Here is a 26,453-nt window from a genome sequence, read left to right on the forward strand (position 1 = left end):
ATGCGAAAACCACACCAAACACTTAATCGATAAAAATCAGTTAGTTAAGAACAAACAATCATTAACAATGAAGACAATTGCTTGCTGTTTGTCAGCTTTACAACAGTTATTGTCGGCAATAACGGCCAACAATAACTGGGAAATAGGTAAGCGTTAACGAGCTTCAGAGGAGGATGAGGAAGAAAGGCTGACTTGATAGATTTTTTCCGCACGACTGCCAAAAAACCAGAAACTAAGAGCCAAAATGGCGAAAAACAAGGCTTTGTGCATGTCTTGCCAGAAGTATTCAAAGTAACGCGTGTAAAGATTAATAAAGAAGAACGTCAAACCATACACTTTCACAATATCATCTTTAAAACGCACACCATGATAGATGGCATAAAGTGACACCACCGTTAGCAAGATAGACCAATGAATGAGTGAGAACTGAGATACTTTCTCCCATTCAACCAAACTGACGTGATTGCCAACTAATGACACCACCCAGAGTGCGATAAACAGATAAGCAAGGCCAATCAGTTTAGTTGTGACGTAAAACCCAAGGTGCTCAGGTTTTTTCGCAAACAAAGCATATCCACCAGCGGTCATTGCCGTCCCAAGCAGGGCAAATCGAATAGGCACATTGACGCCTAAGAAATACTCACCCAAACCAAAAGGCCCTGACGCTTCAAAGATAAACCACAACCCCACCGACAATAAACTAAAGCCCCAGACAATATGAGATGGCATCAATATGCCTAACACCGCGTAATTTACCGTAGCGAAAGCCATCAGATAGGTCGTGTCTTCAATTGAGAAAACCTCACCAAGAAAATGTATCGCAACTGCATTCGCAAGTATGCCAACGAGCATAATAGCTTCATTACTAAACACTTTGTGTGGCTGCGCACTCCGACTGCGAAGTCCTAGGGTGTAAAACACCATAGAACAAGCGATAAAGAACCCACACTTAGCAATATCTGGTGCTGAAAAGACCTTTTGAAAAAGGGCGATTAGCCACTCATCACCAATGGCGATAATCACGGAAACAACAATAGACAGGATGGCAAAATAAAATGAGTATTTGGCTAGCTGCTTCCAATCGAAAGAACTCACACTGTAAGCCCGGTTTAGGCGTTCGAATTCTTCTTGAGAGAGAACACCCTGCTCTTTCCACTGCGTGAGGGCATCATCAATGATGCGCCCCTCTTTTTTTGACACTTGCATGGTTTGCCTCTAATACATCTTGCAATCAGCGAATTAGAGTAAGTGTAACCGATGAATGATAAACCGTCTTGAGCTGTTGTGGATGTTACTTCTGTTGTTTGATGATTAAAAAACCGCTAAACAGAACGAACTTCTCATCAAATAAGCGTGCTGCCACCATTGCTGCTTGAGCAAATACCCCAACACCAAAGGTAGAAATCAGCACCTTAATCAGGTCAGTATTCGGTGGAACGTTGTAGATTTTGAGCAAGTTGGTAAAAAAGAAAAAGCACATCACTCCAACGGCTGTCCCGAGCGCAAAACCGAGAAAGCCATCTAAGCCGTTCTGTGACCATGGCAACATCATCATACCCATCACCAGTAGCCACTGACACAACATCGCATTTCTTAGCTCAGTCATCCCTAAAAATTCAGCGCTGAATATAAAACCGCTGTAGAGAGCTAAAAACCCTGCGACAAACATACTTATCCCCGCTAACTTCTTGTTCATGGCGAGACTCCTTTTGTTTGTGGCTATACATTTAGTGTAGGACATTCGAGCGCCAAGAAATTTGCTGCATGTCTCACATATGTCGTTGATTTAACAATTCACTGCAATGTTATAATTTAAGTTTGATATACAAGTTTTGAATCTCTTGTCGAAGCGTAGTTATCGTAGAGTGCTGCATCAAGAATTCGACAAAGCGGTTGGTTGCCGATTGCCTACCTTGTGCATTCATATAAGTGATGCGTAAATCCACTTCAAACTTGATCGGTTCAAGAGTAACGATGATAAGTTTACCCTCATTTAACGCCTGTCTAATGACGTGTAATGGTAGGAATGCAAAACCCTCAGAAGCCATGAGATAATTTGTACACGATATCGAATTATTACTAATAAATGTGACGTTCGCAGGGGTAACTTTACGTTGGCTTTCACTATCAATCATTACACTCTCATGCTGTCCGAGGTAGGACCACGCTACAAAAGGGGTCTCTGCAAACCACTCGTCGATACCGATATTTTTTATCCTAACAATGTTGTCTGAAATAACATCTCTCTCGGCAATCATGCCGTTCGCTGAGGTCACTGTCTTCGATAAATAACGCGTTAAGTAATCGGGAGTACAACATAAAAAGAAGGGTAATTTGATTAACGGACGTGAGATAAGATTGTCATGGATTGAGTCTGACGAGAGGTGGGCGCGTATGGAAATATCCAGTTTGTGATCAAAGATGTCCTGAAACTGCTCGTCTGTCACTAACTCAAGCCGATAATGGCTATGTGCTTTTTGAAAATCTGCGATAACCTCACTGAGGACAATAGAGCCAAATGTATTTGGGCTCGACAACTTGAGTGGAATTTGTTGGTCGTCGGTATCACAGATAAACTGCCCTTTATTCAGTGCCATCGCATTTAAAGCACTATCAACTTGCTGTATGACCGGACGGCAAGTCTCCACATAAGCACTGCCTTTGGCGGTGAGTTTTGAACCCTTAGCATTGCGGTCGAGTAAACGAAACCCCAACTCATCTTCTAGTGTTTTGATCGCTCTAGAAATCATAACTTTCGATTTACCTAATTGCTCTGAAGCTCCTCCTAAAGAGCCAGTTTCCGCAACACAGATTAATGCCTTATGATTTGCAATGTCGTCCATAGCGTTCCATCTAGTTAACAGCGTGTTTCATCAAGGAGTATAGTCAAAATAAATAACTCAGCTACGCTTAGTGCACTACTCAATAAGGAGTTTTCGCTATGCAACTTACCTCTAAGCGCGTTTGTACCTCATTGCTTGCTATTAGCTGTTTTGGCCTCTTTAGCACTACACCACTGGCCGACGATTCCCTTTCTAACAAAGACAAGGCCATTGCCGTTATCTCCAGTATCGAAACTGGCGACCAGAATGCGATACAGTACATCAACCCCGAAAAATACATACAACACAATCTTGCGGTGTCTGATGGACTTGCAGGTTTTGGCGAGGTGTTGAGTGCACTGCCAGAAGGCTCAGCAAAAGCTAAAGTGCTTCGTGCAGCGCAAGATGGTGACTACGTATTTCTACACACTCAATACGACTTTTTTGGCCCTAAATCAGGGTTTGATATTTTCCGTTTCGAGGAAGGAAAGATCGTAGAGCATTGGGATAACCTACAGCCTGTCGCTCAACCTAACCCAAGCGGTAGAACCCAATTTGACGGCGCAACAGAAATCACTGACCTAGATAAAACGGAAGAAAATAAAGCGCTGGTGGCAGATTTTGTTGATACGATTCTTGTTAATGGTGATATGTCGAAAATCGACATGTTTATCGGGGCTAAACCAGAAGATTATCTGCAACATAATACCATGGTTGCAGACGGCCTAGACGGACTTGGAGCTGCTCTTCAAGCTCTTGCCGATGCCGGAACGCCGATGGTTTACAGCAAAAACCACAAAATACTCGGCGAAGGCAATTTCGTACTTTCGGTCAGTGAGGGGACATTTATGGGGAAACCTACTTCCTTCTATGACTTGTTCCGTATTGATGCAGGAAAAATCGTTGAGCACTGGGACACCATTGAAGCTATCCCAAGCCAAGACCAATGGAAAAACAGCAACGGTAAGTTTGGTTTTCAGCATGACTATGTGATTGAGGTTGCGACATTTAACTTGAGTGATGGCGTTACTGGTCAACAATTTGAGCCTATCGACCTCGCCGTTGAACAAACACATGTATCAAAGCAACCTGGCTTTATTTCGCGTGAATCGGGCATGAGTGATGAAGGTTACTGGCGTGTGATTGTGCACTGGGCATCATTTGAGGACGCAGATGCCTCTATGGCTTCATTTATGAATGCTCCAGCAGCGGCAGAGTTCATGAATCATGCAGATGGGGCGACAATGATAATGCGCCGATATGCGCATTAAGTTGATAACCTTCAGGGCACAGTCATTGTGCCCTAGCTCTGTTTCTAAACTACTCAACATTCTCTTCTGCACAAGACTTAACCTATCACTATGAGCAAAAGTTTCGATATCTGCTGGTGCGAGAGTATAACGCACTGGTCAAACCTTAATCAAACAGCTCTGCGAATCAACCATATTGCCACTTAAATGTTTTGCCTCTTTGCAAAATTGTGGTATCACTATCAATACAACGTAACGTTGTTTAAAGGCTAGAAGAATCACGGAAGAGGAATATAGTCATGCATAGTAACAGTATTAACGATCAAATCATTCATGAAATGATGACGGCAAAGCCACAGCTTTTCCCTGGTATGGTCGCATCATCGCACAACTATTACATCAGCATTGTCCGCCAAGAAATGGCACTTTTCGAGCAGAAGACAAACCCAGAAAATGCAGAGCAGCTGCTTGCTGGTTACATGAGTTTTAAGGACTCTTGCAAGACAACACCTGAGCTCCACTTTTAGTTAGCTTGTCCGCCCCTTTCAATTGAGCGATGAGCCATCATCGCTCACTAATTACGCAATCGATTGTCTAAACACGTTTCTCACTCGAATTTTACTTAGTTTTGAGTAAAACATCGCTACACTGTCTCTCTTTTATGTATTTTTGAGTAGTCACAATGGAAGTCACTTTCGAGATCTTAACGATCCTCTTTTTGGTTGCAGGTCTTGCGGGTTTTATTGATGCAATGGCAGGTGGTGGCGGTCTTCTCACACTACCAGCCCTGCTGGCTGTTGGTGTTCCTCCTACACAAGCGCTTGCCACCAACAAGCTTCAAGGCACGTTTGGCAGCTTTTCAGCTACACTTTATTTTGTACGTCGAGGTATTGTTAATCTCAAAGAGATGCGGCTTGCTATTGCGTGTACCTTCGTTGGTTCTGCAATCGGCGCAAAGCTCGTTCAGTATATTGATGCCGGTATTTTGACTAGCCTTATCCCACTGCTGTTGTTGGGTGTTTCTTTGTATTTTTTGTTCGCACCACAAGTTGACGAAGAACGAGGTACACCCAAGCTTTCTGAAAGCATGTTTGCTTTTACTGTCGGCACTGGCGTTGGGTTTTATGATGGCTTCTTTGGGCCAGGTACTGGCTCTATCTTTACAATCTGCTTTGTCGCAATTGCACAGCTCTCTATCATTAATGCCACCGCAAAAACGAAAGTGCTCAACTTCACTTCCAACATCGCTGCTTTATTGTTTTTTATTTTCGCAGGCTTACCGGTTTGGGAGCTAGGCCTTGTTATGGCTGTCGGTGGTTTTATTGGCGCAAGGTTTGGTGCCAAAGTCGTGATATCTAAGGGTAAGAAGTTCATTCGCCCACTGGTAGTTGTCATGTCGATGATCATGGCGATTAAACTGCTGCTTCAGCAGCATCCAGAATGGTTAGCGTTCATATAATCTTCATGCATATCAGTGATGAATATGTATCATTTCTAAGCATACCATAAAGTCGCTACTATCATTTCACAAGGCAAGCAAAGAGCGCCAACAAACACTGAATGTTGCGCTTGTCTATGTGAACACAACTGTAGATGACTTAGAGAGATTTTTATGAAAGCACTAAAATTTTCAACACTTGCGTTAATCACCAGCACACTCTTCGCTGGCTCTGCGGTCGCATCGGAGCAAGCAAACATAATCGAAGTAACAAAAGAAAACTTTTCGCACGCTGAAACAGCAAGGAACTACCGCAACTGGGCAAATAAAGGGGCGACGAACGAGTTTGTAAAAATGCAGGGCCTGCCACCTCGCGGTAAAGCTGCACCGACAGTGCAAATGAATGATGACACACTCTATGGCGTTGCAATTGTTGAAGCTGTAGACGGTGAGGTAAGCTTCTCTATCCCTGAAACAGACAACTACATGGCGGTTCAAGTCATCACCGAGCGTGGTCATGGTCAACACTATGTTGTTGAAGACGGGAAATATTCATTACCCGTTGAGTCAGAGTTTGCCTTTTTAATCTATCGCTCTGGCACTGAACACGGTATCGATGCTGCAAAAACAAGTCTCGATAAAGTGAACATTAAGGACTTCAACTTCGCGACGAGCTATCAAGTACAGCCTTATGACTATGAAAACGTTGAGCAGTGGGTAAAGAAATACACCCAAGAGGTAAACAGTATGGACAAGTTTACCTACACGTTCCCACGAACAAGTGACAAGGTCACAAACTTGCACCAGTGGAACCTTGAGAATGCAGCTGGTTGGGGTGGCGCTAGTCCTGAAGCAATGGTCGGAAATAAATATGCGAACAGCTCAAAAATGCGTGCTGATACCTGTTACAGAACAACATTTGAAGATCCTGAAAACCGATTCTTCACCTCGGTTACTGCATATGATGGAGACAAATACTTGATGGAAGGTGTGCATCATATCAGCTCTAACTCTTGGGAGAAAAATGCCGATGGCACAATAACGATTTCCTTTAACTGTGGGGATTCTGCAATCAACAACATCGATACCAAAGGTAACGACTATACCTTCACAAGCCGTCACTATGGCGTGAACCCGAAAATAATGGAAGCGAATGACGACCCAATTATCTCGGGCATCACCATTCAGTAATATAAACAGTTTCTAACCATGTTCATGCCCCACATTGTCACCGCTTTGTGGGGATTCTTTTATTCATCTGTGATTTCAAACCAAAACATAGTGCTAGCTAAGGTTCTGTCGCATCTTGTTCGCTATGGTCTGATACTGTTCAAGTTCAGAGTCGCACAAATCTTTGGTCATTTTACCAATCAGTGCCCGCTCAACTTCTGCAATTTGCGCGACAAGCTGTTGTCCTTTAGTTGTTACATGCAGAAAGGCACTTCGCTTGTCTGCTGGGTTTGGTGCCTTTTCAAGTAACGCCTCATCTAACAATAGCTTTAGTAGTCTTGTAACTTGAGCTTTATCGCGATGTAGAAACTGAACGATATCATTAGCAGTACATTGCTGCTTCTTTGCTATCACTTTTAGTACGCGCATATGCATCGGAGTAATCGCAAGGCCTAACTGCTCTATTTGACTGTGCATCTCACGCTTAACTGCATGCGCTAAACCGAATAATCCTTCCAAAGTCGTCGCTTGTGACACTGCCGCTCTCCCATTAAATAGTTTACATTATCATCTAAATTAACTATAGTTGACAAAATCAACAAATAAAGTGTACACGAGGAGAGAAACGATGAAAAGAAAAATGGTACCTAAATCATTGACGGTTATTGCTACGAGTAAACTCAGTAACAATTATCTTCGAATTCGCTTTTCTGGTGAAGACTTAGCTCGGATGCCGGAAGATTGTACCGGTGACTACATTAAACTTATCTTTTCTCAAAATGGCTCAGCTGAAATTGGCGAGCTTGGTGAAGGTCAGCGACCAATAATGAGAACCTACACGATTCGTCATTTTGACCCAATGAACCAAACGTTAGATGTCGATTTTGTCCTTCACGATAGCGAACAGTCGAGTGGCGTTGCGAGCAAATGGGCTGCAAACGCCCAAGTTGGTGACACGATAAAAATAGGAGGCCCTGGTCATAGTGACACCGTTCCTTTTGATCTCAGCCACTATGTCATGTTTGCCGATATGACTTCCCTTCCCGCGCTTTCAGCAACCGTCGCACAGTTGTCAGCAAAACCAAGCGGCGATATTTATATCCAGGTATCCGATAATACAGATAGGCAAGCACTTGAAGGAGAAATCGACGCTCCTAAGGGAATGCAGTTGCACTGGCTAGTGGCTAGCCCACATCAACCTGCGCTAAGGAGTGCTGTTGATTCCATCTCCCTTCCGCACAATCAAGCTGGTGTTTGGTGCGCTTGTGAGTTTTCACAAATGAGAGCGATTCGTCGTCATATCTCAGACCATTTTGAGCTTGAGCGCAGTCATTGCTATTTCAGTAGTTATTGGAAAGACGGTGTCACGGAAGATGGGCACAAGGTGCTAAAAAAAGAGGACGCAGAAGCGTTTAGCCAGAAAGACTAAAAACCTGCCTTAAGGCAGAGCCAAAGGGCTCTGCCATTATGACTCCTTGTTCATTCGTACAATCGATAAGTAGCGTTTGGGGTAGCCACTTTTAAAGTAATTGGTTTCTGTTACGCCATAGTGTTTTTTCGAGGATGAGCTGTGTATGAAATGTAATTGCCCCTCGCCTACTTGGGTGATGATCCCAGCATGTCCCGGTTTACGAACCTTAGGGTCGGTGCCAGTAAAAATAATCAGATCGCCAACTTTGGCGTCATCAAAATCAACTCGATTAGCGTAGAGTAAAGGGTACTGTGAAGTCGTACGTGGTATTTCAATGTCAAACTCATTGTAGACATACTTAATAAACCCCGAGCAATCAAATCCGTTAGGTGTATTGCCGCCCCATTTGTAATCCGTACCAAGATAATTTCTGGCAAACGCGATCATTTGTGTAAACGAAGAGTATTGGACTGGCGTTATAGGAGTAGTGTTTACCGTAGGAGCCGATGAAGAGCACGCGGTGGAGAGAAGGATGAGGCTAAACGGAATCAGTCGCTTCAATCGGTTTGAAGACTTTAACAAACCAGCTTTACAGTTCAAAACCAAGGCTATGCTCTCCATGTTCATTATTTAGACATCAATAAGCATAGCCTGCAATTGCATTTATTCCGAATAATATGCCTTTACCGGATAAATAAGCGCCCCATCATGCTAATCATTGTTTTTTTTGACTTAAGTAACAGCTTAATTCGCCCGAGCCAAGCAGGAGTGTGAAATACGGTTTTCGCATGACTGAAGGTATGGAAGCCCTCTATACCATGATAATGCCCCATACCAGATGGACCAACACCACCGAACGGCGCGTCTTCTGCACCCACATGGAAAACTGTCTCATTGATCCCCACTCCACCACTGTGCGTGTGGCTCACAATATGCTTAATCAACGATTCATCTTTACTCATAATGTACAGCGCCAATGGTCGGTCTTTACTGTTGACGTAGTCCAGTACGTCTTGCATCTCAGTATAAGGTTTGATTGGCAAAATAGGGCCAAATATCTCGTCTTGCATTAGTGCCATATCTTCAGAAACTTCCGTAACAAGATGAGGAACAATCAAACGCGAACCCTGATGCGTTGTCAGCTCTTTCGTTGTGATTTGAGCCCCTTTTTCTTTCGCATCTTTAAGGAGACCCATCAGTCGGTCGTATTGACGCTGATTGATGATCTGAGTATACCCACCTTCGTGTTCGAGCTCTGGGTATAATGCATCAAGTCGCTCGAAGAATCGGCTAACAAACTGTTCGACCTTTCGTTCTGGCACAAAAGCATAATCTGGAGACACGCAAATTTGACCGGCATTAAGGCACTTACCAAACAAGATAGCGTCCACTGCAACATCAAGTTCGCTATCGTCAGCGACAATCACTGGCGACTTTCCACCAAGTTCCAACGTAATCGGTGTCAAATTGGGCGCCGCAGCCTGAGCAACATAACGCCCAACTTGTGTTGAGCCAGTGAAGAGTAAATGATCGAATGGTAAAGCACTAAATTGCGCCGCTACATCGGCCTCTCCCTCTATCACAACAATATGTTGTGGCAAGACCGCTAGCAGTTTTTTGATTACTTGGTTGGTTTTAGGGGTAAACTCACTGAGCTTTAGCATGACGCGATTGCCCGCTGCGAGAGCCGTGACGATAGGACCAACACTGAGTATCACTGGAAAATTCCAAGGCGCGATGATACCTATCACGCCTAAAGGTTGATACTCCACCGCAACTTTACTCGGCATAAACATAAGCCCAGCACTGCGTTTGCTTGGTTTCAGCCAGCGTTTCAAGTGCTTTAACGTGTAGTTAACTTGTGCAACGGCGGGCATAATGTCTGCTATTGAACTATCAAATTCTGTACGACAGCCAAAGTCTTCACTTAACGCAGCAATTAATTCACTGCGATGGTCGATTAGACTCTTTTTTACTACTTTTAAATGCTCAACTCGGTCCTCAAAAGAAACAGATGGTGCGGCTTTAAAATGCGTTTGTAAGTCTTCAAATGATTGTTTTAACAGTAAATCCGTATCAATCTCTGTTATCGCATTCATAGCACCAATCCTTTCTCGTTATTTTCCAAAGCCAAACATAAATTTAGAGTTATTGCTCCCAATGTAGCACAGTTTAAATGGCTAAATAACAGAAAGGCGCATGTGTTAATCACAGATTATTAAAAACAGACTATCAAAAACAGTCACCACGTTGTAGCTGCAGGTAGTGGGTAGTCACAGGTCCACTCAAGCCCTTGAGCAAACCTGTGACAAGGTTCAATCACACCGTTCTAACAAGTAAAGTCCGTTGTTTTTCTGGTTGATTCTTAGCTTTCTTGAATCCAACACTTCTAACTAGTGTCAGCATGTTTTGTGATGCGGTATAGAGGCTGATTTTTGCCACTGATTTACCTGTCACAGGTACAATATCTTCGAGCACCTTGCTCATAAACTCAGTCGCGATTCCCTGACGTCGATACTGCCTATCGACTCCCATCATCGCTATCTCGTATTCAAGTTGAGTCGTTTGTTGCACCCACATGAAGCCTACGATTTTTCCATTGATGTACTTTCCAAAGATAGCAGCGTTGATGCGTTCCCCCTCCAAGTCAAAGTAGCCCTTGTCTATCGTGGTAAAGATCTGCTTTCTTAAGTTGTCATGAGTAACAGGCAACAAAAATTGCTTATTAAAGTGACCGTGCCCAGACTCATTGATGATTTCACTGACAACCCAACTAATATCTTCAGGTTCTAGCAGTGTAATACCCTTTGCTATCGGCGCTTTTTTGCGCCGTGACTCAGGGGTTGGTAACGGTGTTTTTGCATGGTTGATAAATATTCGCCCATAAAGATCTTTTAAGCTACTCAACATAAATTCACCTTTGCTGCTTTGATTAAAAAACTCGTAAAAACAAACCTTTGAAAAAAGACTATTGCTAATTCCACACGCTCGCAATCGGCCTTTTTCTCGACAGTGAAGGCGGTCAAAATTCGTTCAGAAACGGCATTGGTTTATGTGATTTCAGCTGTAAGAATATGTAACAAATCCCTTCTAGAGAGAATCTAGACGACGCCACCAGCTGAAAGCGTCTGCTAGGCCTCAGCATATGTTTAGGATAAAAAACTGTGCTACTGTGACTTTAAAGCGAACATAACAAAGGATGTTTATGAGTTTCCCGTTGACCTTGTCTCACCGCTATTTGGACTTTCCTGATGCCTTTTATTCTCAATTAAACCCACAGCCGTTGGCGAACAGTCGGTGGGTGACTTGGAACAGTGAGCATGCCAAAGAATTCGGCTTGCCTGGGCACCCGCCAAGCGGTGAACTCAAACAGTACCTTTTTGGCGAACTGATATCTCCCAAGCACCCTTCACTGGCGATGAAATATGCAGGGCATCAATTTGGTATTTATAATCCTGAACTAGGGGATGGACGCGGCCTATTGCTGGGCGAGCTTAGCGATCAACACGGCGTTAAACACGACTTACACCTTAAAGGTGCTGGGTTAACACCTTATTCGAGAATGGGAGACGGCCGTGCGGTTTTGCGTTCAACGATTCGTGAGTATCTTGGCAGCGAGGCAATGGTAGGACTTGGTATACCGACGACTCGAGCTCTCGGCATGTTTGCGGGCGATACGGTCGTTTACCGAGAAAAGTCAGAGTTTGGTGCCATGTTGCTACGAACCACACAAACCCATATTCGATTCGGTCATTTTGAACACTTTTTCTATCAACAGCAGCATGACCACCTAAAGCTCCTTGCTGATAAGTGCATAGATTGGTATTGGCCTCAAGCCAAACACACAAACCACCCTTATCTCTCCCTATTTCAACACATCATTGATGCGACAGTCGAGATGGTAGCGAGTTGGCAAGCCATCGGTTTCACCCATGGAGTAATGAACACCGACAATATGTCGATACTCGGTCAAACCTTTGATTATGGCCCGTACGGGTTTATGGATGGCTACGACAATAACTACATCCCTAATCATTCCGATTATCAAGGGCGCTACTCTTTTAAAATGCAGCCCAGCATCACTTTCTGGAACTTATCAGCACTTGGCTACGCCCTCTCTCCTTTAATCGAGCATCATCTAATTGAAGCCGAGCTTGAGCAATATCAAGCCAAGTTGGGTGCGATATTCAGCAATAAAATGCGTAAAAAGTTGGGGTTAACTCTGTGCTTGGAAGGCGATAGCGAGCTCTTTGATGAGATGTTCAATTTGCTGAATCAACACCACACAGACTACACGCGCTTCATGCGCTCGCTTAGTGAGTTGGATCTCTTAGGTGAGCAACCTGTGATTGACCTTTTTGTGGACAGAGCAAAAGCACAAGAGTGGTTAATGCGCTATCTACGTCGCTGTGAAAAAGAGATTAATGGTGAAGGTAAGGTCATCACGACCGATACTCGCTGCCACGCCATGCGCCAAGTTAACCCGAAATATATTCTAAGAAACTACCTTGCCCAAATCGCGATAGACAAGGCTGAGCAAGGTGACTACTGCGAAATAGACACGTTAATAATGTTGCTGAAAAAGCCATTTGATGAACACCCTGACTACAACAATTACGCTGACCTGCCGCCCGCTTGGGCACAAGACATCGAAATCAGTTGTTCTTCGTAAATTTGTTAATAGAATCGTTGACCTGTCTAGTGCTTTATACTTTATTCTGACATCATCAAAGCGAGCAGAAGTCCTTCACAATGTACCTAATTTCAGAACTGGCTAAACGGGTAAATGTGTCACGCACCACCCTTCTCTACTATGAAAAGATTGGCTTGATCCAAGGTAAACGGCTGGACAACGGCTATCGAAGATACAGTGAAGACGACGTGCAGCGTTTATTGTTGCTTCAAAAACTCCATACAGGAGGGCTCACACTCAAAGAGTGTCAAGCCTGTCTAAATGGCACGTTAGAGCGAGACACACTGCAAGCCCGACTTGATACATTAGCCCAAGAGATTGAACAGAAACGTCAAGCACATACCTTGATTTCTGGCCTACTCGGAGAGCACTCCCAAAAGCAATTACACGAATCCATGAGCCAAATCGCACCCGATGCGCATATGGATTGGTTGCTTCAACAAGGTTTTAACGAAAAAGACGCCCTAAGGGTGAAATGGTTATCGAAAGACATGAATACGCATGATGAATATATGAACGACTTTATGACAGTGTTTGAAGATCTCGAACGCTGGGGACCAGGGAGCGATAGCGAGACACTTAAAGCGCTCAATCTCATTCCTAACACCGGGAAAAAGATTCTCGAAATCGGCAGTGGTAAAGGACTGACCACAATGACACTTGCTGACAACACGAGTGCCCACATTACAGCAGTAGACAATGAACCTGTCGCCATCGACAAGCTCAAAAGCAAATTGGCGACGACTCAGATTCAAGACCGCATATCTCCTGTCTGCGCATCAATGACTTCGCTTCCGTTTGCAGCGAACAGTTTTGACCTACTCTGGGCTGAAGGTTGTGTATATATCATGGGGTTTGAAGCCGCTCTTGCTGCGTGGAAACCGTTCATTAAAGCCGGCGGTTATCTTGTTGTTAGCGATCTCGTGTGGCTAACAGACAACCCTCAATCACCATTCACTAAGTTCTGGAAAAGTGAGTACCCATCTATGCAAAGCCTCGAGACAAGGCTCGCACAAGCACAAAAGCAGGGATACCAAGTTCTCGACCACTTTACGATTGCGCAAGAGTCATGGAGAAACTATTGGCAACCTGTAGAAGAAAAAGTTAAAGCACTTACACCAACAATGCCTGATTCACAAGCGCTTAAGGATATTCAACATGAAATTGAAATCTACAAGCAGCACCAGGGTGACCAGTTTGGCTATGAGTTTTTTATTCTGAAAGTTTGAGAATAACCTCAGTCAATAGGGAAAGCTTCTGCTTTCCCTATTTTGGTTATAGTGTAATCTAAGGTATTGTTTAGTCGTAATAATTGGATGCACATATCAATGACTTGGATTGCTTTTACCGTTCTCGCAGCATTATGCCAATCATGGCGAAACGCGTTTCAAAGTCAATTGAGCTCAAGCTTGAGTGTTGCAGGTACAACACTATCAAGATTTATCTTTGCCAGCCCAATCGCACTGGCCTACCTAGTCTTTCTTTACCAAATTTTTCCTACTACCATCCCAAATTTTACTCTTGTTTTCGCATTTTACGTCTCGGCAGCCTCGGCCATGCAGATTGTCGCTACAGGTCTGATGGTTTTATTGTTCAAGCAACAAAACTACGCCATAGGCGCAGGCCTCGCAAAGTGTGAGGCACCGATGTCTGCACTGTTAGGTGTGATATTCTTCGGAACAGCACTTTCATTCACTGGTTGGGTTGGTGTGATCCTTGGCACAGTTGCGGTGTTACTTCTTAGTTGTTCATCTGGGTGGCGAAGCCTTTCTGTTGTCACTTTGGCTCTTGGGATTTTATGCAGCACAGCCTTTGCCCTAACCTCACTATGGGTAAGAGAAGCGAGTATAGAGTTATCCGCCCCCTTTCCTCACAGTGCGGCATGGGTGTTATTGTTAGTAATTACACTGCAAACACTCGTGATATGTTCTTATATCGCTCTTAAAGAACGAGACACCCTTAATGAAATGAGGAAAAAACCAAAACTTATCGTTATGACAAGCTTAACAAGTGTTCTGGGCTCTCTGGGATGGTTTAGTGCCATGGCATTACAAGCAGTACCTTACGTCAAGACCTTGGGACAAATTGAAATTGTGTTTATGGCGTTGATTTCATACTTCTGGTTAAAGCAAAAACTAAAAAGAAACGAAGGTATCGCTTTGTGTTTGATTGCTTGTGCAGCCATTTTAGTGATGTGGCAGCAGTAATCGGACCAGTATTATGATTTGAGGTTGCCTTATTGGCTAAATTTTCTTAAGGTGAAAGTCGATATAACAATAATTTAACAAGAGAGAAATTTTCAATGTACCCTTTCTTTCGCCTTGCCAAAACCATGTTTAATGCGCGTAAGCAGCCTAGCGTATCCTACTCCCATCAAGATGAGATCGACTTCTATTGTCACCCTTGGGACATCGATATGTTTATGGAAATGAATAATGGCCGTATTCTTACCTTGTATGATTTAGGACGCACTGCACTTGGCATCAAGTGTGGATTAATGAAAACACTCAAGCGTCAACGGTGGGGGCTTGTCGTTGCGGGGAGTTCTGTGCGTTATCGCAAACGCGTCAAAATGTTCGATAAAATTACAATGCGCACTCAATGTGTGGCAACAGATGATAAATGGCTCTATCTCGAACAATCAATGTGGGTAAAAGGGCAGCCTTGTTCATCAGTTTTGATTCGTGCTGGAGTGACATCTAATCAAGGTGTTGTTCCACCACAAGACGTCATTGATGCTTCGCATTCAAGCTTCGACCATATCGATATTCCAAAATGGGTGCAAGAATGGATTGACTCTGAATTGCACCGACCATGGCCTCCAACCACAATAGAGCTAGATGATTCGCTGACAGTGCAACAGCCATCCGTATAGCCTCCGTGCTATACGATATCCTGTTAATGTAAATATTACTGAATGGTGATTGCCTGTTCTTTTAACGCCGCGTCACGCACCTCTTCAGGAAGGCTGTCATTGATATCCATCCATGTATCTGTTGATGTGTCATAAATGGAAGGTTGACCTGTAATTGGGTTAGTGCCAGTCCAGAACTCAATTCCGTTTAGGACAAAAAAGTCAGCGCCAGCAGCCAGGACGTAAATCGGTGACATTAATACTGTTAAGCCTGCGCGTGCGTAACGGTTATCTACTGGCTTCATGTTGAGCTCCATCGTTTTCTTTGTGGCGATACTTTGGCCTGCACAACCCGCTAGAAACAAAGTGCCTAATGCTGCTACTAAAAGTTTGTATTTCATTTCATACCTTAATGATTAATTGGAATTCGTTTCGGGAGCAAGAAGTTAAAGCACTCTGAAACAAGAAAAAATAAAGTGGATGTTATATCGTGCATTCCCAAATGGAATGCTTTCTAGAGTGCAAAGAAAAGCGCTAGACCCAAGGCCTAGCGCAATTCCATTTGCTATAAATCAATCTGCACTCAGCAATTACTCGTTACTCAATTTACAGCGGCTTAATTTGAATCCCGCGAAGTGTTTCCATGTAATCTAGTGTCTCTTGCACATTGACTGGTTCGTATAGACGCAGAACCCCCGCCCAACCTTCTGACACTTCAAAGTCGTACACTTCGCCACTGCCGCAGTTAAATGTCATTGAAACTGTGCCATCACCGTTATCACGCATCGACTCACCAGAAGTATAGAAACGCTCTGAATCAATCCATCCATCTGCGCCATACGTCGTTAGTGAGAAGTAACCACCACGCCCTTCAACATCTAGATTAGGTGTTGGAATGGTCCATTCCTGGCACATTGTTTCACCTTGTCCCGGTACTCGCTCTAAGTATTGTGCTGTTGTTGCCGGCAAACCTGCATAGCCGAACGCAGTCACATACTTGAAGTGATGATCTTCAACATCTTCAAGCGTTGCACCAAAACCTTTTAGACCCTCAATCGGTGCGCCATGTTTCATTACGTTGTTAATCAGTTTCAAGCGATAACCAACAACATCATCGGCGTCGAAGCCTTTCCCTTGATAAGGCTTTGATGAGTTCGCCTTGATCGATAATAGTGATTGTCGGCGCTTAGTATCTTCAATAGATTCAGCAATTCGTGTTCTAGCGAGTACATGAACGTGTGTGCCCGTTGTTAAATCATCCGCTGTCAACGTCAGTGTTTCACCACGGCGAACAACCGCGTGAACTAGGTGGTTTTCATCCATAATGTGTATAATTTGGAAGTAATCGTTGTTCTCTGCTGGAACATGAAAAGTTGCTCCCTCCGACACATCCACTATCATCGTTGAGTACATCACATCACGATTCGAGCGAATCACTGTTTGAGCCTCAGGTGATACAGCCTCTGCATGCAACCACTCATTAACCCCAACTTTCTCTTGTAGACCAAGGAAGTTCCAATCAGATTCAGCTTGATGATAGTTTTCCCAAGTTACGTTGCCTACCGGTGCGTGGTCATAGTCCGCTGCAATTGCTACCGTCGATGTCATTAGTAGGGTTGTTAACAATGTCTTTTTCATGGAGGTTCTCACTTTTGTTTCGATTTCTTGTCGATGAAGTGATTATGCGGCATCCCCTATGCTATTCTCCAATAGAGTAACTGAAATCAAGATATTCAAAATGTGAATATCTGAACCAGAGGAACCTATGTCATTGCAACCAAACTTCAAAAAGCTAGACCTCAATTTATTGAAAGTGCTGATGGTTCTCATAGAGACTCAAAACACACGTAAAGCAGCGGAAGCTTTGTTCACGAGTCAACCTTCAATTAGTCGCTCACTGCAAAAATTACGCGAGCATTTTAACGATGAGCTATTCATTCGCTCTCAACACGGTCTTGAGCCCACGGCAAGGCTTGATGAGTTAAAATCACTACTGCTGCCCATTCTTGGTCAGCTTGAGACGGCGATAGAGCCTAGATCAGAGCTTGACCTCGCGACTCTTGATGCGTCTGTAAATATTGCGATTAATGGGTTCATTGCGAACACTTTCTCCGCGCCCCTTACTCACATGCTGTTAAAAGAAGCGCCAAATATCAAAATTAATATCAGTGCTTGGCAAGACCAAACCATAGAACAACTTATTTCGGGTGATGTAGATATCGGTATTAATTACTACCCACTTAACCTTTCTAAACAAGTTTATCAAAAGCGTATTGCGCAAGACGGATTCGTATTGGTTTGTCGCTCCGGCCATAAGCTGGCAAACAAAATGTTAGATGAAACCCTAGCGACTGAAATACAATTAGCGAGTTTAGTCGTGCCAGACTGGAATGAATTGTTACCACTCGCTCCACGAGTGATCGAAAGCCTAGGCATAAAAGCAGACGTTAAGGTAAGGTCTAGCTACCTCCATAGTCTTTTGGCTATCGTCAAGGAGAGCGATATACTCTTTCCTTGCTCTAAGCTGCTTGTGAACTCATTATCAAACGATTTTGCTTTTGTCGATTTACCGCCAATGCCAAACATGCCCGATGGTCAAATAGGTATTGCAGTTGGACGCAAACACAGAAACAACCCTAAGATGTCATGGCTGCAGAGCTGTGTTGAACGTACATTTCTATCGATAGAGACGTTATAAATCATGCGCCGATTACTCACTAAACTCACTACCGCTATAAACCAGCTGCTCGATTTTCAGGGTCGCGTCTGGGTTGTAAACGTCTTCGATGGACCACATAAAGGTGAGTCGTTCATCGTCAACGAAGATAGTTTTGAAGCGCCATACCAATGGATGATAAACAAAGGTTACAATCAAGAGATGATCGATCGTGTAAGCAATATGCGCCCTTCGCAGGTCTGTATCTTTGATCTCGATGTCATCAAGCACAGACTGATGCGCGTGAAATAGTCATTACGCTTTAGTAAACACAAATACCAAAACGGACATTTAGACGTCTAGACGTTGACAAGTCCAGTTAAGATAAGTAGTCTGCACGCAAATTGTTTATGTCTACTGTGTTCCATGTCATCTCAAGAAAATAAATCATCTTCGATTAGCCCGTCAGCTATCGCTCTACTGCCCTTGTTCGCTTTCCTTGCCCTATTTATTGGTGTTGGCGCTTACCTCACTCTTCAGGGTGTCGATTTCGCGTTTTATCAATTGCCAGCCCCTATTGCGGTTCTGCCTGCTGTTGTGCTCGCTTTGCTTCTCAGTAAAGAGAAACTAAACCGCGCGATTGAACAATTCTTAAAAGGCGTTGGTCATCCAGACATCGTTGCAATGTGTATGATCTATCTACTTGCTGGTGCATTTGCCACAGTAGCTAAAGCTTCTGGCGGTGTAGATGCAACGGTCAACTTGGGATTATCTGCAATTCCAACAAGCTTGATCTTACCGGGAATCTTCCTTATCTCGGCCTTTATTGCGACTGCGATGGGCACATCAATGGGAACAATAGCAGCGGTTGCTCCCGTAGCCCTCGGCATTTCTGAATCTGCGGGAATGAGCCTTCCCCTCACAGCAGGTGTTGTGTTGAGTGGCGCAATGTTTGGCGACAACTTATCGATCATCTCAGACACCACTATTGCCGCGACTCGCTCCCAAGGCTGTGAAATGCGCGATAAGTTTAAAGAAAACATAAAAATTGCGCTTCCTGCTGCGTTTGTGGCTCTGATTATTTTCGCCCTCAATAGCAGCGCAACACAAGTGCCTGCAACTGAAGCTATCGAGTGGCTTAAAGTCATGCCATATCTCACTATTTTGGTGCTTGCTGTCTGTGGCGTAAATGTGTTTGTGGTATTAACTATCGGTATTCTATTTGCTGGTGGTGTCAGCCTAACCTCTGTCGAAACGTATTCAGTCACTCAATTTGCTCAAGACATCTACGCTGGCTTTGGCAGCATGCAGGAAATTTTCTTGCTCTCAATGCTTATCGGTGGCTTAAGTGAATTAATGCGTCGTCAAGGTGGCTTAGCCTTCCTGACAGATCTTGTTGGACGCGCCATCCGTAAGTTTGGGTCAAATCACAATGCACAAGCAAACAGTCGTGCTAGTGAGCTGGGTATTGCAGGTCTCGTATCCATGGTAAATACGTGTACTGCGAACAATACGGTCGCGATTATCGTTTCTGGCGGTGTGGCTCGTGAGCTTGCCGATGAGAATGGCGTAGCGCCAAAACGTGCAGCGAGTATGTTAGATATTTTCTCTTGTGTTATACAGGGAGTGCTACCCTACGGCGCTCAAGTGCTGCTGCTTGGCTCAGTATTTGGATTATCGCCACTGATGGTTATTTCAAACTCTTATTACTGCTTCGCATTAGCGGTGTCGGCAATAGTCACCATTTTCGTAAGAAAGCGTGAGGCTGAAATCCTACCTGACGCTCAAGTTCAACAATAGTCCCTATCGTAATGACTCTCAGTAAGGCTCCAATTGGAGCCTTACTTTTATTGCATGATCCCATCCTGCTTAAACGATTTATTCCCCACATAAAAGAGCGTTAACCTCACCACTTTCTCATCAAACAGTGGATAGAAGTCTATGAAACCCGCACTTATCCTCGGTGCAATCGCACTCTTTAGCGCAACCACATACGCCAACGTCATCGTTGACACCAAAAATGTTGACCAAACTCAGTACCACGCCGACCTGTATGAATGTCAGCAATTAAGTCAACAATCAGAGATGAAACAAACAGATAGTCTTGGGCACGATGTTGTCGGATCCACTGCAAAAGGTGCGGCGTTAGGCGCAGCTGGCAGCGCAATTGCTGGGGGGAGTGGCTCAAAGGGTGCAAAAGTTGGCGCAGGTATTGGGGTGATTGGTGGTGTACTTAAACATGGTTCAGAGAAACGTGAACACGCGGCTGAGCACGATTACGAAGTACAAGCTGTGATGCGTAATTGCATGATTGGACGTGGATACCGTGTACTCAACTGATTTAATGTCACGTGACGAAAACATAGAAGTTAGAGTAACATAAAAATTTAAGGGGCATTGAAAGATGCCCCTTAACACTACTCAAGCCCCTTAGACTTCGGGCATAGACTCGCACTGCTCTCTAAACGATAGATACCCAGTGATAAGTTGCTCGGCAGACAAGGGATTGGCTTGATATTCATACAGAGCCATCTCTTGGCGTACACGATCAACATAGTGGTAGTGTGTTGAGATCATGCCGGTGAACAGGCCAGGATGTTCCATCATCATTTGGCGAATCTGCTTATCATTCAATTTCTTGGTGTACATACGGCTTTGTCTCCCTTTTCCATGACGCTTCCCTGCTTGAAGAAGCCTAGTTATGTAACTCAGCACTCATTATCTTGATAGCACATTATTTCACCAGCATGAATGACTATTCACCACTCATCTGATCTAGCTCAATTATCAACCAATCCCAGTGGCATTTATCTGTATCCACTATGCTCTGCTGACAATGTAATCAACAATTTCCTGATCGGTATGTACATCCATAGGGTCTTGAAGCAGCCCTTCACGATCATCGATTTCTGTACGCTCTTCTGCCTGTTTGTATAAACATACGACACGATCAGCGACCGCTTCCATTGGGTCAATAAATTGAATATCTGGGAATTTTTGCTGCAAGATATTGCGAACGAGAGGTAGCTCAGTGCAACCAAGAATCACACTAGTCACACCTTGTGTTTGAAACCTTTCGATTGCTTTGCTTAGCAGTTCAGCGTTACGTTCAAATTCGCCTGATTTAATACCATTTGTTTCTCGAATCGCCTGTCCGCAAGCAGTTTTTTCACCCGTCGTTTCACCATATATTGCACTATGCACATAATGCTCTTGCGCATAACTGTCTGGCTTAACGAAAACCAGATTTTCTTGCTGTAAATAGGTATCGTAGATACCAGAATTGTACGTACCGTTAGTACATAGAATGCCTACCACAGATTCTGGGTTTTCGGCTTTGATGCGATCTACGGTGGTTTTCAACATATCAACGATATACACATCTGTTTTCGCTTGCACTCGTTCTCTAAAGTAGTGCGCCGTATTACATGTCATCACTGCAAACTGAACGTTCACTTGCTCAAGTAGTTTCGCAGACTTCACCATTTCAGGCACTGGGTCTTTACCACCTTCATTGATCGCTTCTGAACGATCAGGAATGTCAGGGTTTTTCACCACGATCATGCCCATGTGATCTTGGTCTTTTAACGCGCCATGCTCGATTTCCATCTTCGCTACAATGTCTTGGAACAATGCGTCAGCTTCTGGACCCATATTACCGATTACGCCAAATCTTACTTTTTTCATAACGCATTACTCTCTTATGTTGTGTTCGAGAGATAATTTAATACGTCAAACGATAATCTATAAATCATCGTTGATGGACTTGATCCACACTAAAAGGGCTGCTCACAATCTAAACTGCCTAAAGCTGGAATTTTGTTTGTGTCAATCCACCTCAAAAGTTATATGACAGTTCTGTGACAAGATCTTTTATAGCAATGTGTAAATTGTTAAGCTAACCATTACCTATTTACGCAAAAAACAGGTCTGCCATTGAGAGCAACATTGATCCGCTGTATCGCAACATTATCTATCTTGGTCGCTCTCATTGGCTGTTCAACACCACCACCGATAAATACCCAATACGCCGATCAGACAGTAGTGATTATTCACGGCTTGAGTAAAAGCGAACGAAATATGAATGCGGTCAAACAAGGCGTTATGGCCGCTGGTTTCTCTGCATGTATGGTCGATTATTCATCAGTTTGGGCGACGTTTGGGGATGTTCTTGAGAGTGTCGACCACCAAGTGGATCAATGTGCAAAAGAGACTAAACACGTTCATTTCGTTGGCCACTCTTTGGGAGGATTGTTATCACGAGCCTACCTCAATGCCCCTGACAATCAAGCAACAAAACAAAAGCTGGGTCGGGTTGTTATGATTGGAACGCCTAATCACGGTAGTCCACTGGCTGACAAACACGCGAACCGTTGGTATGCGGGCATCGTCGGCGAAGTTCCTCGCTCTCTTACCAGTGATGACCAAGGGTTTTCTCAGCAACTACCTACCCCGGATTATTCATTGGGCATCATTGCAGGTACATCGCATTATATCGTCACTAATCACTTATTTAATGGGCCAAATGATGGGCTAGTTTCCGTAGAGTCAACTCAACTGGCCAATATGACCGATTTCATAGAGTTAGAGGTTGGGCATATGGCAATGCCACACGATGAGCAAGTCATACATCAGGTCATACACTTTTTGCTCAATGGTCAATTCGAGCATTGACCGTGAATATGTCGTTAATTATTCCCCCATTACGATGCCTTCTCTGCGAGGGTCTGCACCGCCAATCATATATTCATCCGTAAATACAATCCCGTGCAGTCCAGAGTTCAAGTCACGCTTGTTCACATCATAGCCCAGTTTCTTGAGCTCTGACTCCATGGTTTCCGCGGCGCTACCTTGCTCGATATCAAATTGACCAAATCGGTTGACCATATTGGGATAGTCTATCGCATCCTGAATATTCAGTTGCCAATCAAGGTGAGCGATAAGCGTTTTGGTCACATAGCCAATAATTTGAGAACCGCCAGGAGAGCCTACTGCCATGTATGGTTTACCCGCCTTCATGACTATTGTTGGAGCCATAGATGAACGCGGGCGCTTGCCCGGTTCAACACGGTTTGCGATGGGATAGCCATCTTGATGAGTCGCAAACGAAAAATCTGTCAGCTCATTGTTTAGAATAAAACCATTACTCATCAATCTCGACCCAAAGCCATTTTCAACGGTACTCGTCATAGACAAAACGTTACCATATTTGTCAGCAATAACGATGTGTGTCGTGCTAGGCAGCTCAATCGACTGATCATCAGCTTGTTCGACAGGTTTATCCCAACTTGGCTTTCCAGGCTCAACCTGTTTAAGTGCTTGTCCTGGTTTTATTAAGTCAGCTCTTTGTGTGAGATAGCTTTTTTCGAGAAGCCCTTGTGGCATCGGAACGTAATCAGTATCGGCTATGTAGCGCCCGCGGTCAGCAAACGCTAATCGTGAAGCGTCACCGATAATTTGCCACGCCTCTGCACTTTTAGGGCCCAACGATGCCATATCAAAGTGTTCAACCATACCCAATATTTGGCTTACAGTAAGCGCTCCTGAGCTTGGCGGCCCCATACCGCAAATATCAAACTGGCGGTAAGGTGAGCACACTACATCTCTTTCGACGACTTTGTAGGTAGCAAAATCATTAAGCGATAGTTTTCCGGGGTTGTCTTTCACTGCAGTGACTGTATTAACAATATCTTTGGCTATCTGACCATGATAGAAGGCTTCTTGCCCGTCTGTGGCAATCACTTCTAATGTGTTTGCGTAGGCAGCATTGATGAGGAGGTGTCCTTCTTTTAGCGGGTCACCGTTCTCATCCATAAAGTAGTTTTTTGTTGCTGGATAACGACTGAGATACGACTTGTCACGCTCTATTGAGGCAGCCATACGTTGAGAAACCACAAAGCCATTATTAGCTAACTCTATTGCCGGAGCAAAAAGCTCGCTCCACGCCTGCTTCCCGTAACGCTCATGCATAGAGGCCATCAACATCACTGTCCCTGGGGTCGCAACAGAGCGGCCTCCTACGACAGCATCAAAGAATTTAAGCGGCTGCCCGTGGTCATCCAAAAACAGCTCAGGCGTTGCCGACAGTGGGGCGGTTTCTCGGCCATCAAACGTTGTCAGATGATCAGCGGTCGCGTCATAATAGACAACAAAACCGCCACCTCCGATACCTGATGATTGGGGTTCGACCAAGCCTAGAACGGTTTGTACTGTGACCATTGCATCTACTGCTGTTCCACCCCGTTTCAGTACATCATAACCGGCTTTTACCGCCTCTGGATGAGCTGCAACAACCATAAACTCCTTAGCGGTCACCGCTTGTTTCTCTGTAACCTGAGTGGTGGATTCTGGGGCAACGGAATCTGAGGTTTGTGGATTCGCATTTACCGCACAGCTCACCATTGCAGTACAAATAATCGAAAGCGTTAATTTTGTCATTGTCGTTCCTTTGATTTTCGGCGGAATGTTTTGAATGCCACTACACTAGTTTATACACAAATTGAATATAAACAGTGACTTTTGCCCATTTCAGTTGGGGCACATTTATGCCATGCTGACTGTAGTGCATAACAAGGACACCTATGTATGGACAGTAACACGCCAAAACTCTCTTTAAGGACAATTGAGGCCAAGGATTATCCTCAGCTAGCAGAATTGATGGATTTGGTATTCCCCGATGTGGGCGGTGCTTGGCCTCGTATCACCATAATGGACTTGATACACCAGTTCCCTGATGGGCAAATCTGCATTGTCGATAACGACAAAATTGTCGGTGCGGCACTCACTATTAAGGTTGATTACAACCGTTTTTCTCTTCCTCACTTTTATACCGATATCATCACTGAACAAAATGTGATTCAGAACCAGCGTTCGGGTGACGCTATGTATGGTCTGGATGTATTTGTCCACCCTGATTATCGAGGTTTACGCCTCGGGCGACGCCTTTATGATGCGAGAAAAGAGCTATGCCGTAATAAGAATTTCAAGGCCATATTGGCGGGCGGGCGCATTCCAAATTACCATAACTTCGCTGATAAACTCTCTGTGACAGAGTACATCGACCAAGTTAAACGACGTCAACTACATGACCCCATTCTCTCCTTTCAGCTCGCGAATGATTTCGATGTGAAACGCTTAATGCGTAATTATTTGCCAGAAGATGACGCATCGAAAGGATACGCCACGCTGTTAGAGTGGGATAACTTCTTTTATGAAGAAGACATTCAATCAGTACATGACATAGAAAAAACACTGATTCGCATTGGTGTTATTCAATGGCAAATGCGTGCAGTGAGAGATTTAGATGATTTAATGGATCAGGCTGAGTTTTTCGTTACTTCGCTTTCCAATTACAAGGCCGATTTCGCCCTATTCCCTGAGTTTTTTAACGCGCCTTTAATGGGCTTACAATCCGGGCAAAACTCTGTTGAAGCAATACGCTTTCTCGCTAGTTTTAGTGAAGATATAAAAGCTCGATTTTCTCAAATGGCTGTCACCTATAACATCAATATTATTGCCGGCAGCGTACCTGTTTTTGAAGATGGAAAGCTCTACAATGTTGCCTACTTACTGCATCGTGACGGTCAAATAGACGAACAATACAAAATTCACATTACGCCGCATGAAGAAAAAGATTGGGTTATCGATGGTGGAGATAAAGTTAAAGTCTTTGATACTGATGCCGGTCGAGTTGGTATCTTAATCTGTTATGACAGTGAGTTTCCTGAGCTCGGTCGTATGATGGCAGAGCAAGACGTTCAAATCATCTTTGTGCCGTTCTGGACAGACACCAAAAACGGTTATCAGCGTGTGCGAATTTGCTCTCAAGCTCGAGCAATCGAAAACGAGTGCTATGTTGCCATTGGTGGCAGCGTTGGCAACTTACCTCGTGTAGATAACGTCGATATTCAATATGCTCAGTCTGCAGTATTTTCACCCTCCGATATCTATTTCCCTCACGATGCGACACTCACAGAAGCCAACGCTAATACTGAGATGATCATTTTTGCTGATGTTGACCTAACAAAGTTGAAACAGCTCAACACTGAAGGTTCGGTTACCAATCTCAAACACCGCCGCACTGATATCTATGGGACGTTCATCAAACCTGATAAGCTAATGAAGTAACCCACACCAATAATAAGATTCGCTTATCATTA

At 44.1% G+C, this 26,453-nt stretch carries 26 protein-coding genes and 2 pseudogenes; 15 read left to right on the forward strand and 13 right to left on the reverse strand.

The window, feature by feature from the left end:
* Nucleotides 1–153: 153 nt before the first annotated feature.
* The 3 genes from QWZ05_RS20395 to QWZ05_RS20405 form a co-directional block, all read right to left on the reverse strand.
* The gene (locus tag QWZ05_RS20395) at nucleotides 154–1,206 is read right to left on the reverse strand and encodes a hypothetical protein (RefSeq protein WP_264877576.1); all 1,053 of its coding nucleotides are present in this window, start codon (nucleotides 1,204–1,206) and stop codon (nucleotides 154–156) included.
* 85 nt (nucleotides 1,207–1,291) lie between these two features.
* A complete protein-coding gene (locus QWZ05_RS20400) occupies nucleotides 1,292–1,696 on the reverse strand; it encodes a hypothetical protein (protein ID WP_264877577.1) in 405 nt (134 codons plus the stop codon).
* Between the two features lie 109 nt (nucleotides 1,697–1,805).
* Nucleotides 1,806–2,843, reverse strand: a complete 1,038-nt coding sequence (locus QWZ05_RS20405; protein ID WP_290300363.1) for a LysR family transcriptional regulator — start codon at nucleotides 2,841–2,843, stop codon at nucleotides 1,806–1,808.
* 98 nt (nucleotides 2,844–2,941) lie between these two features.
* Between QWZ05_RS20405 and QWZ05_RS20410 the strand changes: the two are divergent.
* The 4 genes and pseudogenes from QWZ05_RS20410 to QWZ05_RS20425 all read left to right on the forward strand — a co-directional run.
* A pseudogene (locus tag QWZ05_RS20410) lies at nucleotides 2,942–3,799 on the forward strand (nuclear transport factor 2 family protein); the annotation flags it as partial.
* A 572-nt stretch (nucleotides 3,800–4,371) separates the two neighbouring features.
* Nucleotides 4,372–4,599 carry a hypothetical protein gene (locus QWZ05_RS20415; protein ID WP_289961390.1) on the forward strand — a complete coding sequence of 76 codons (228 nt, stop codon included), beginning with the start codon at nucleotides 4,372–4,374 and terminating at the stop codon, nucleotides 4,597–4,599.
* A 155-nt stretch (nucleotides 4,600–4,754) separates the two neighbouring features.
* Entirely contained in the window at nucleotides 4,755–5,531 is a 777-nt protein-coding gene (locus tag QWZ05_RS20420) for a TSUP family transporter (protein ID WP_290300366.1), read from the forward strand.
* Nucleotides 5,532–5,684: 153 nt separating this feature from the next.
* Nucleotides 5,685–6,701 carry a DUF1254 domain-containing protein gene (locus QWZ05_RS20425; RefSeq protein ID WP_290300368.1) on the forward strand — a complete coding sequence of 339 codons (1,017 nt, stop codon included), beginning with the start codon at nucleotides 5,685–5,687 and terminating at the stop codon, nucleotides 6,699–6,701.
* Between the two features lie 93 nt (nucleotides 6,702–6,794).
* Here the strand turns inward: QWZ05_RS20425 and QWZ05_RS20430 are convergent, their stop codons facing one another.
* Nucleotides 6,795–7,217, reverse strand: coding sequence for a MarR family winged helix-turn-helix transcriptional regulator (locus QWZ05_RS20430; protein ID WP_264877584.1), 423 nt, complete (start codon nucleotides 7,215–7,217; stop codon nucleotides 6,795–6,797).
* Nucleotides 7,218–7,308: 91 nt separating this feature from the next.
* On the opposite strand from QWZ05_RS20430, the gene QWZ05_RS20435 reads away from it, so the two are divergent.
* Entirely contained in the window at nucleotides 7,309–8,109 is an 801-nt protein-coding gene (locus QWZ05_RS20435; protein WP_264877585.1) for a siderophore-interacting protein, read from the forward strand.
* A gap of 36 nt (nucleotides 8,110–8,145) precedes the next feature.
* Here QWZ05_RS20435 and QWZ05_RS20440 read toward each other — a convergent pair whose 3' ends face one another.
* The 3 genes from QWZ05_RS20440 to QWZ05_RS20450 form a co-directional block, all read right to left on the reverse strand.
* Nucleotides 8,146–8,538, reverse strand: coding sequence for a C40 family peptidase (locus QWZ05_RS20440; protein WP_290300371.1), 393 nt, complete (start codon nucleotides 8,536–8,538; stop codon nucleotides 8,146–8,148).
* A 236-nt stretch (nucleotides 8,539–8,774) separates the two neighbouring features.
* Nucleotides 8,775–10,190 (reverse strand): coniferyl aldehyde dehydrogenase, encoded by a 1,416-nt coding sequence (locus QWZ05_RS20445; protein ID WP_290300373.1) that lies wholly within the window; start codon nucleotides 10,188–10,190, stop codon nucleotides 8,775–8,777.
* A 220-nt stretch (nucleotides 10,191–10,410) separates the two neighbouring features.
* Nucleotides 10,411–11,001 (reverse strand): GNAT family N-acetyltransferase, encoded by a 591-nt coding sequence (locus QWZ05_RS20450; RefSeq protein WP_264877587.1) that lies wholly within the window; start codon nucleotides 10,999–11,001, stop codon nucleotides 10,411–10,413.
* A 289-nt stretch (nucleotides 11,002–11,290) separates the two neighbouring features.
* On the opposite strand from QWZ05_RS20450, the gene QWZ05_RS20455 reads away from it, so the two are divergent.
* The 4 genes from QWZ05_RS20455 to QWZ05_RS20470 all read left to right on the forward strand — a co-directional run bounded on the left by QWZ05_RS20455 (nucleotide 11,291) and on the right by QWZ05_RS20470 (nucleotide 15,659).
* Nucleotides 11,291–12,763, forward strand: a complete 1,473-nt coding sequence (locus QWZ05_RS20455; RefSeq protein WP_290300375.1) for a protein adenylyltransferase SelO — start codon at nucleotides 11,291–11,293, stop codon at nucleotides 12,761–12,763.
* Between the two features lie 80 nt (nucleotides 12,764–12,843).
* A complete protein-coding gene (locus QWZ05_RS20460; RefSeq protein WP_290300377.1) occupies nucleotides 12,844–14,013 on the forward strand; it encodes a MerR family transcriptional regulator in 1,170 nt (389 codons plus the stop codon).
* Between the two features lie 99 nt (nucleotides 14,014–14,112).
* Nucleotides 14,113–14,991, forward strand: coding sequence for a DMT family transporter (locus tag QWZ05_RS20465; RefSeq protein WP_290300379.1), 879 nt, complete (start codon nucleotides 14,113–14,115; stop codon nucleotides 14,989–14,991).
* A 95-nt stretch (nucleotides 14,992–15,086) separates the two neighbouring features.
* Nucleotides 15,087–15,659 (forward strand): thioesterase family protein, encoded by a 573-nt coding sequence (locus QWZ05_RS20470; RefSeq protein ID WP_264877590.1) that lies wholly within the window; start codon nucleotides 15,087–15,089, stop codon nucleotides 15,657–15,659.
* Nucleotides 15,660–15,694: 35 nt separating this feature from the next.
* Here QWZ05_RS20470 and QWZ05_RS20475 read toward each other — a convergent pair whose 3' ends face one another.
* The 3 genes and pseudogenes from QWZ05_RS20475 to QWZ05_RS22325 all read right to left on the reverse strand — a co-directional run.
* Entirely contained in the window at nucleotides 15,695–16,039 is a 345-nt protein-coding gene (locus tag QWZ05_RS20475) for a DUF3332 domain-containing protein (RefSeq protein WP_264877591.1), read from the reverse strand.
* Between the two features lie 205 nt (nucleotides 16,040–16,244).
* Nucleotides 16,245–16,553: a hypothetical protein gene (locus tag QWZ05_RS22320; protein ID WP_307726640.1), complete on the reverse strand. Its 309-nt coding sequence runs from the start codon at nucleotides 16,551–16,553 to the stop codon at nucleotides 16,245–16,247.
* A gap of 387 nt (nucleotides 16,554–16,940) precedes the next feature.
* Nucleotides 16,941–17,276: pseudogene (locus QWZ05_RS22325) on the reverse strand (DUF1254 domain-containing protein); the annotation flags it as partial.
* A 127-nt stretch (nucleotides 17,277–17,403) separates the two neighbouring features.
* Here QWZ05_RS22325 and QWZ05_RS20485 point away from each other — a divergent pair.
* The 4 genes from QWZ05_RS20485 to QWZ05_RS20500 all read left to right on the forward strand — a co-directional run bounded on the left by QWZ05_RS20485 (nucleotide 17,404) and on the right by QWZ05_RS20500 (nucleotide 20,634).
* On the forward strand, nucleotides 17,404–18,336 hold the full coding sequence (locus tag QWZ05_RS20485) for a LysR family transcriptional regulator (RefSeq protein ID WP_290300382.1): 933 nt from the start codon (nucleotides 17,404–17,406) through the stop codon (nucleotides 18,334–18,336).
* Nucleotides 18,337–18,339: 3 nt separating this feature from the next.
* Nucleotides 18,340–18,606, forward strand: a complete 267-nt coding sequence (locus QWZ05_RS20490) for a hypothetical protein (protein ID WP_264877594.1) — start codon at nucleotides 18,340–18,342, stop codon at nucleotides 18,604–18,606.
* A gap of 114 nt (nucleotides 18,607–18,720) precedes the next feature.
* Nucleotides 18,721–20,094, forward strand: coding sequence for a Na+/H+ antiporter NhaC family protein (locus tag QWZ05_RS20495; RefSeq protein WP_264877595.1), 1,374 nt, complete (start codon nucleotides 18,721–18,723; stop codon nucleotides 20,092–20,094).
* Nucleotides 20,095–20,235: 141 nt separating this feature from the next.
* Complete coding sequence (locus tag QWZ05_RS20500; RefSeq protein WP_264877596.1) at nucleotides 20,236–20,634, forward strand: glycine zipper family protein; 399 nt, start codon at nucleotides 20,236–20,238, stop codon at nucleotides 20,632–20,634.
* Nucleotides 20,635–20,724: 90 nt separating this feature from the next.
* On the opposite strand, the gene QWZ05_RS20505 is transcribed toward QWZ05_RS20500, so the two are convergent.
* Entirely contained in the window at nucleotides 20,725–20,943 is a 219-nt protein-coding gene (locus QWZ05_RS20505; RefSeq protein WP_264877598.1) for a hypothetical protein, read from the reverse strand.
* A 171-nt stretch (nucleotides 20,944–21,114) separates the two neighbouring features.
* A complete protein-coding gene (locus tag QWZ05_RS20510) occupies nucleotides 21,115–21,981 on the reverse strand; it encodes an aspartate/glutamate racemase family protein (protein ID WP_264877600.1) in 867 nt (288 codons plus the stop codon).
* A gap of 249 nt (nucleotides 21,982–22,230) precedes the next feature.
* Here QWZ05_RS20510 and QWZ05_RS20515 point away from each other — a divergent pair, with 249 nt between their 5' ends.
* On the forward strand, nucleotides 22,231–22,968 hold the full coding sequence (locus QWZ05_RS20515; protein WP_264877601.1) for an alpha/beta fold hydrolase: 738 nt from the start codon (nucleotides 22,231–22,233) through the stop codon (nucleotides 22,966–22,968).
* A gap of 18 nt (nucleotides 22,969–22,986) precedes the next feature.
* On the opposite strand, the gene ggt is transcribed toward QWZ05_RS20515, so the two are convergent.
* The gene (gene ggt, locus QWZ05_RS20520) at nucleotides 22,987–24,732 is read right to left on the reverse strand and encodes a gamma-glutamyltransferase (RefSeq protein WP_290300387.1); all 1,746 of its coding nucleotides are present in this window, start codon (nucleotides 24,730–24,732) and stop codon (nucleotides 22,987–22,989) included.
* A gap of 147 nt (nucleotides 24,733–24,879) precedes the next feature.
* Here ggt and QWZ05_RS20525 point away from each other — a divergent pair, with 147 nt between their 5' ends.
* Nucleotides 24,880–26,421, forward strand: coding sequence for a bifunctional GNAT family N-acetyltransferase/carbon-nitrogen hydrolase family protein (locus QWZ05_RS20525; protein ID WP_290300388.1), 1,542 nt, complete (start codon nucleotides 24,880–24,882; stop codon nucleotides 26,419–26,421).
* The last annotated feature ends 32 nt before the right edge of the window (nucleotides 26,422–26,453 follow it).

Origin of the sequence: Vibrio agarivorans (assembly GCF_030409635.1) — a bacterium.
Classification (GTDB): Bacteria; Pseudomonadota; Gammaproteobacteria; order Enterobacterales; family Vibrionaceae; genus Vibrio; species Vibrio agarivorans.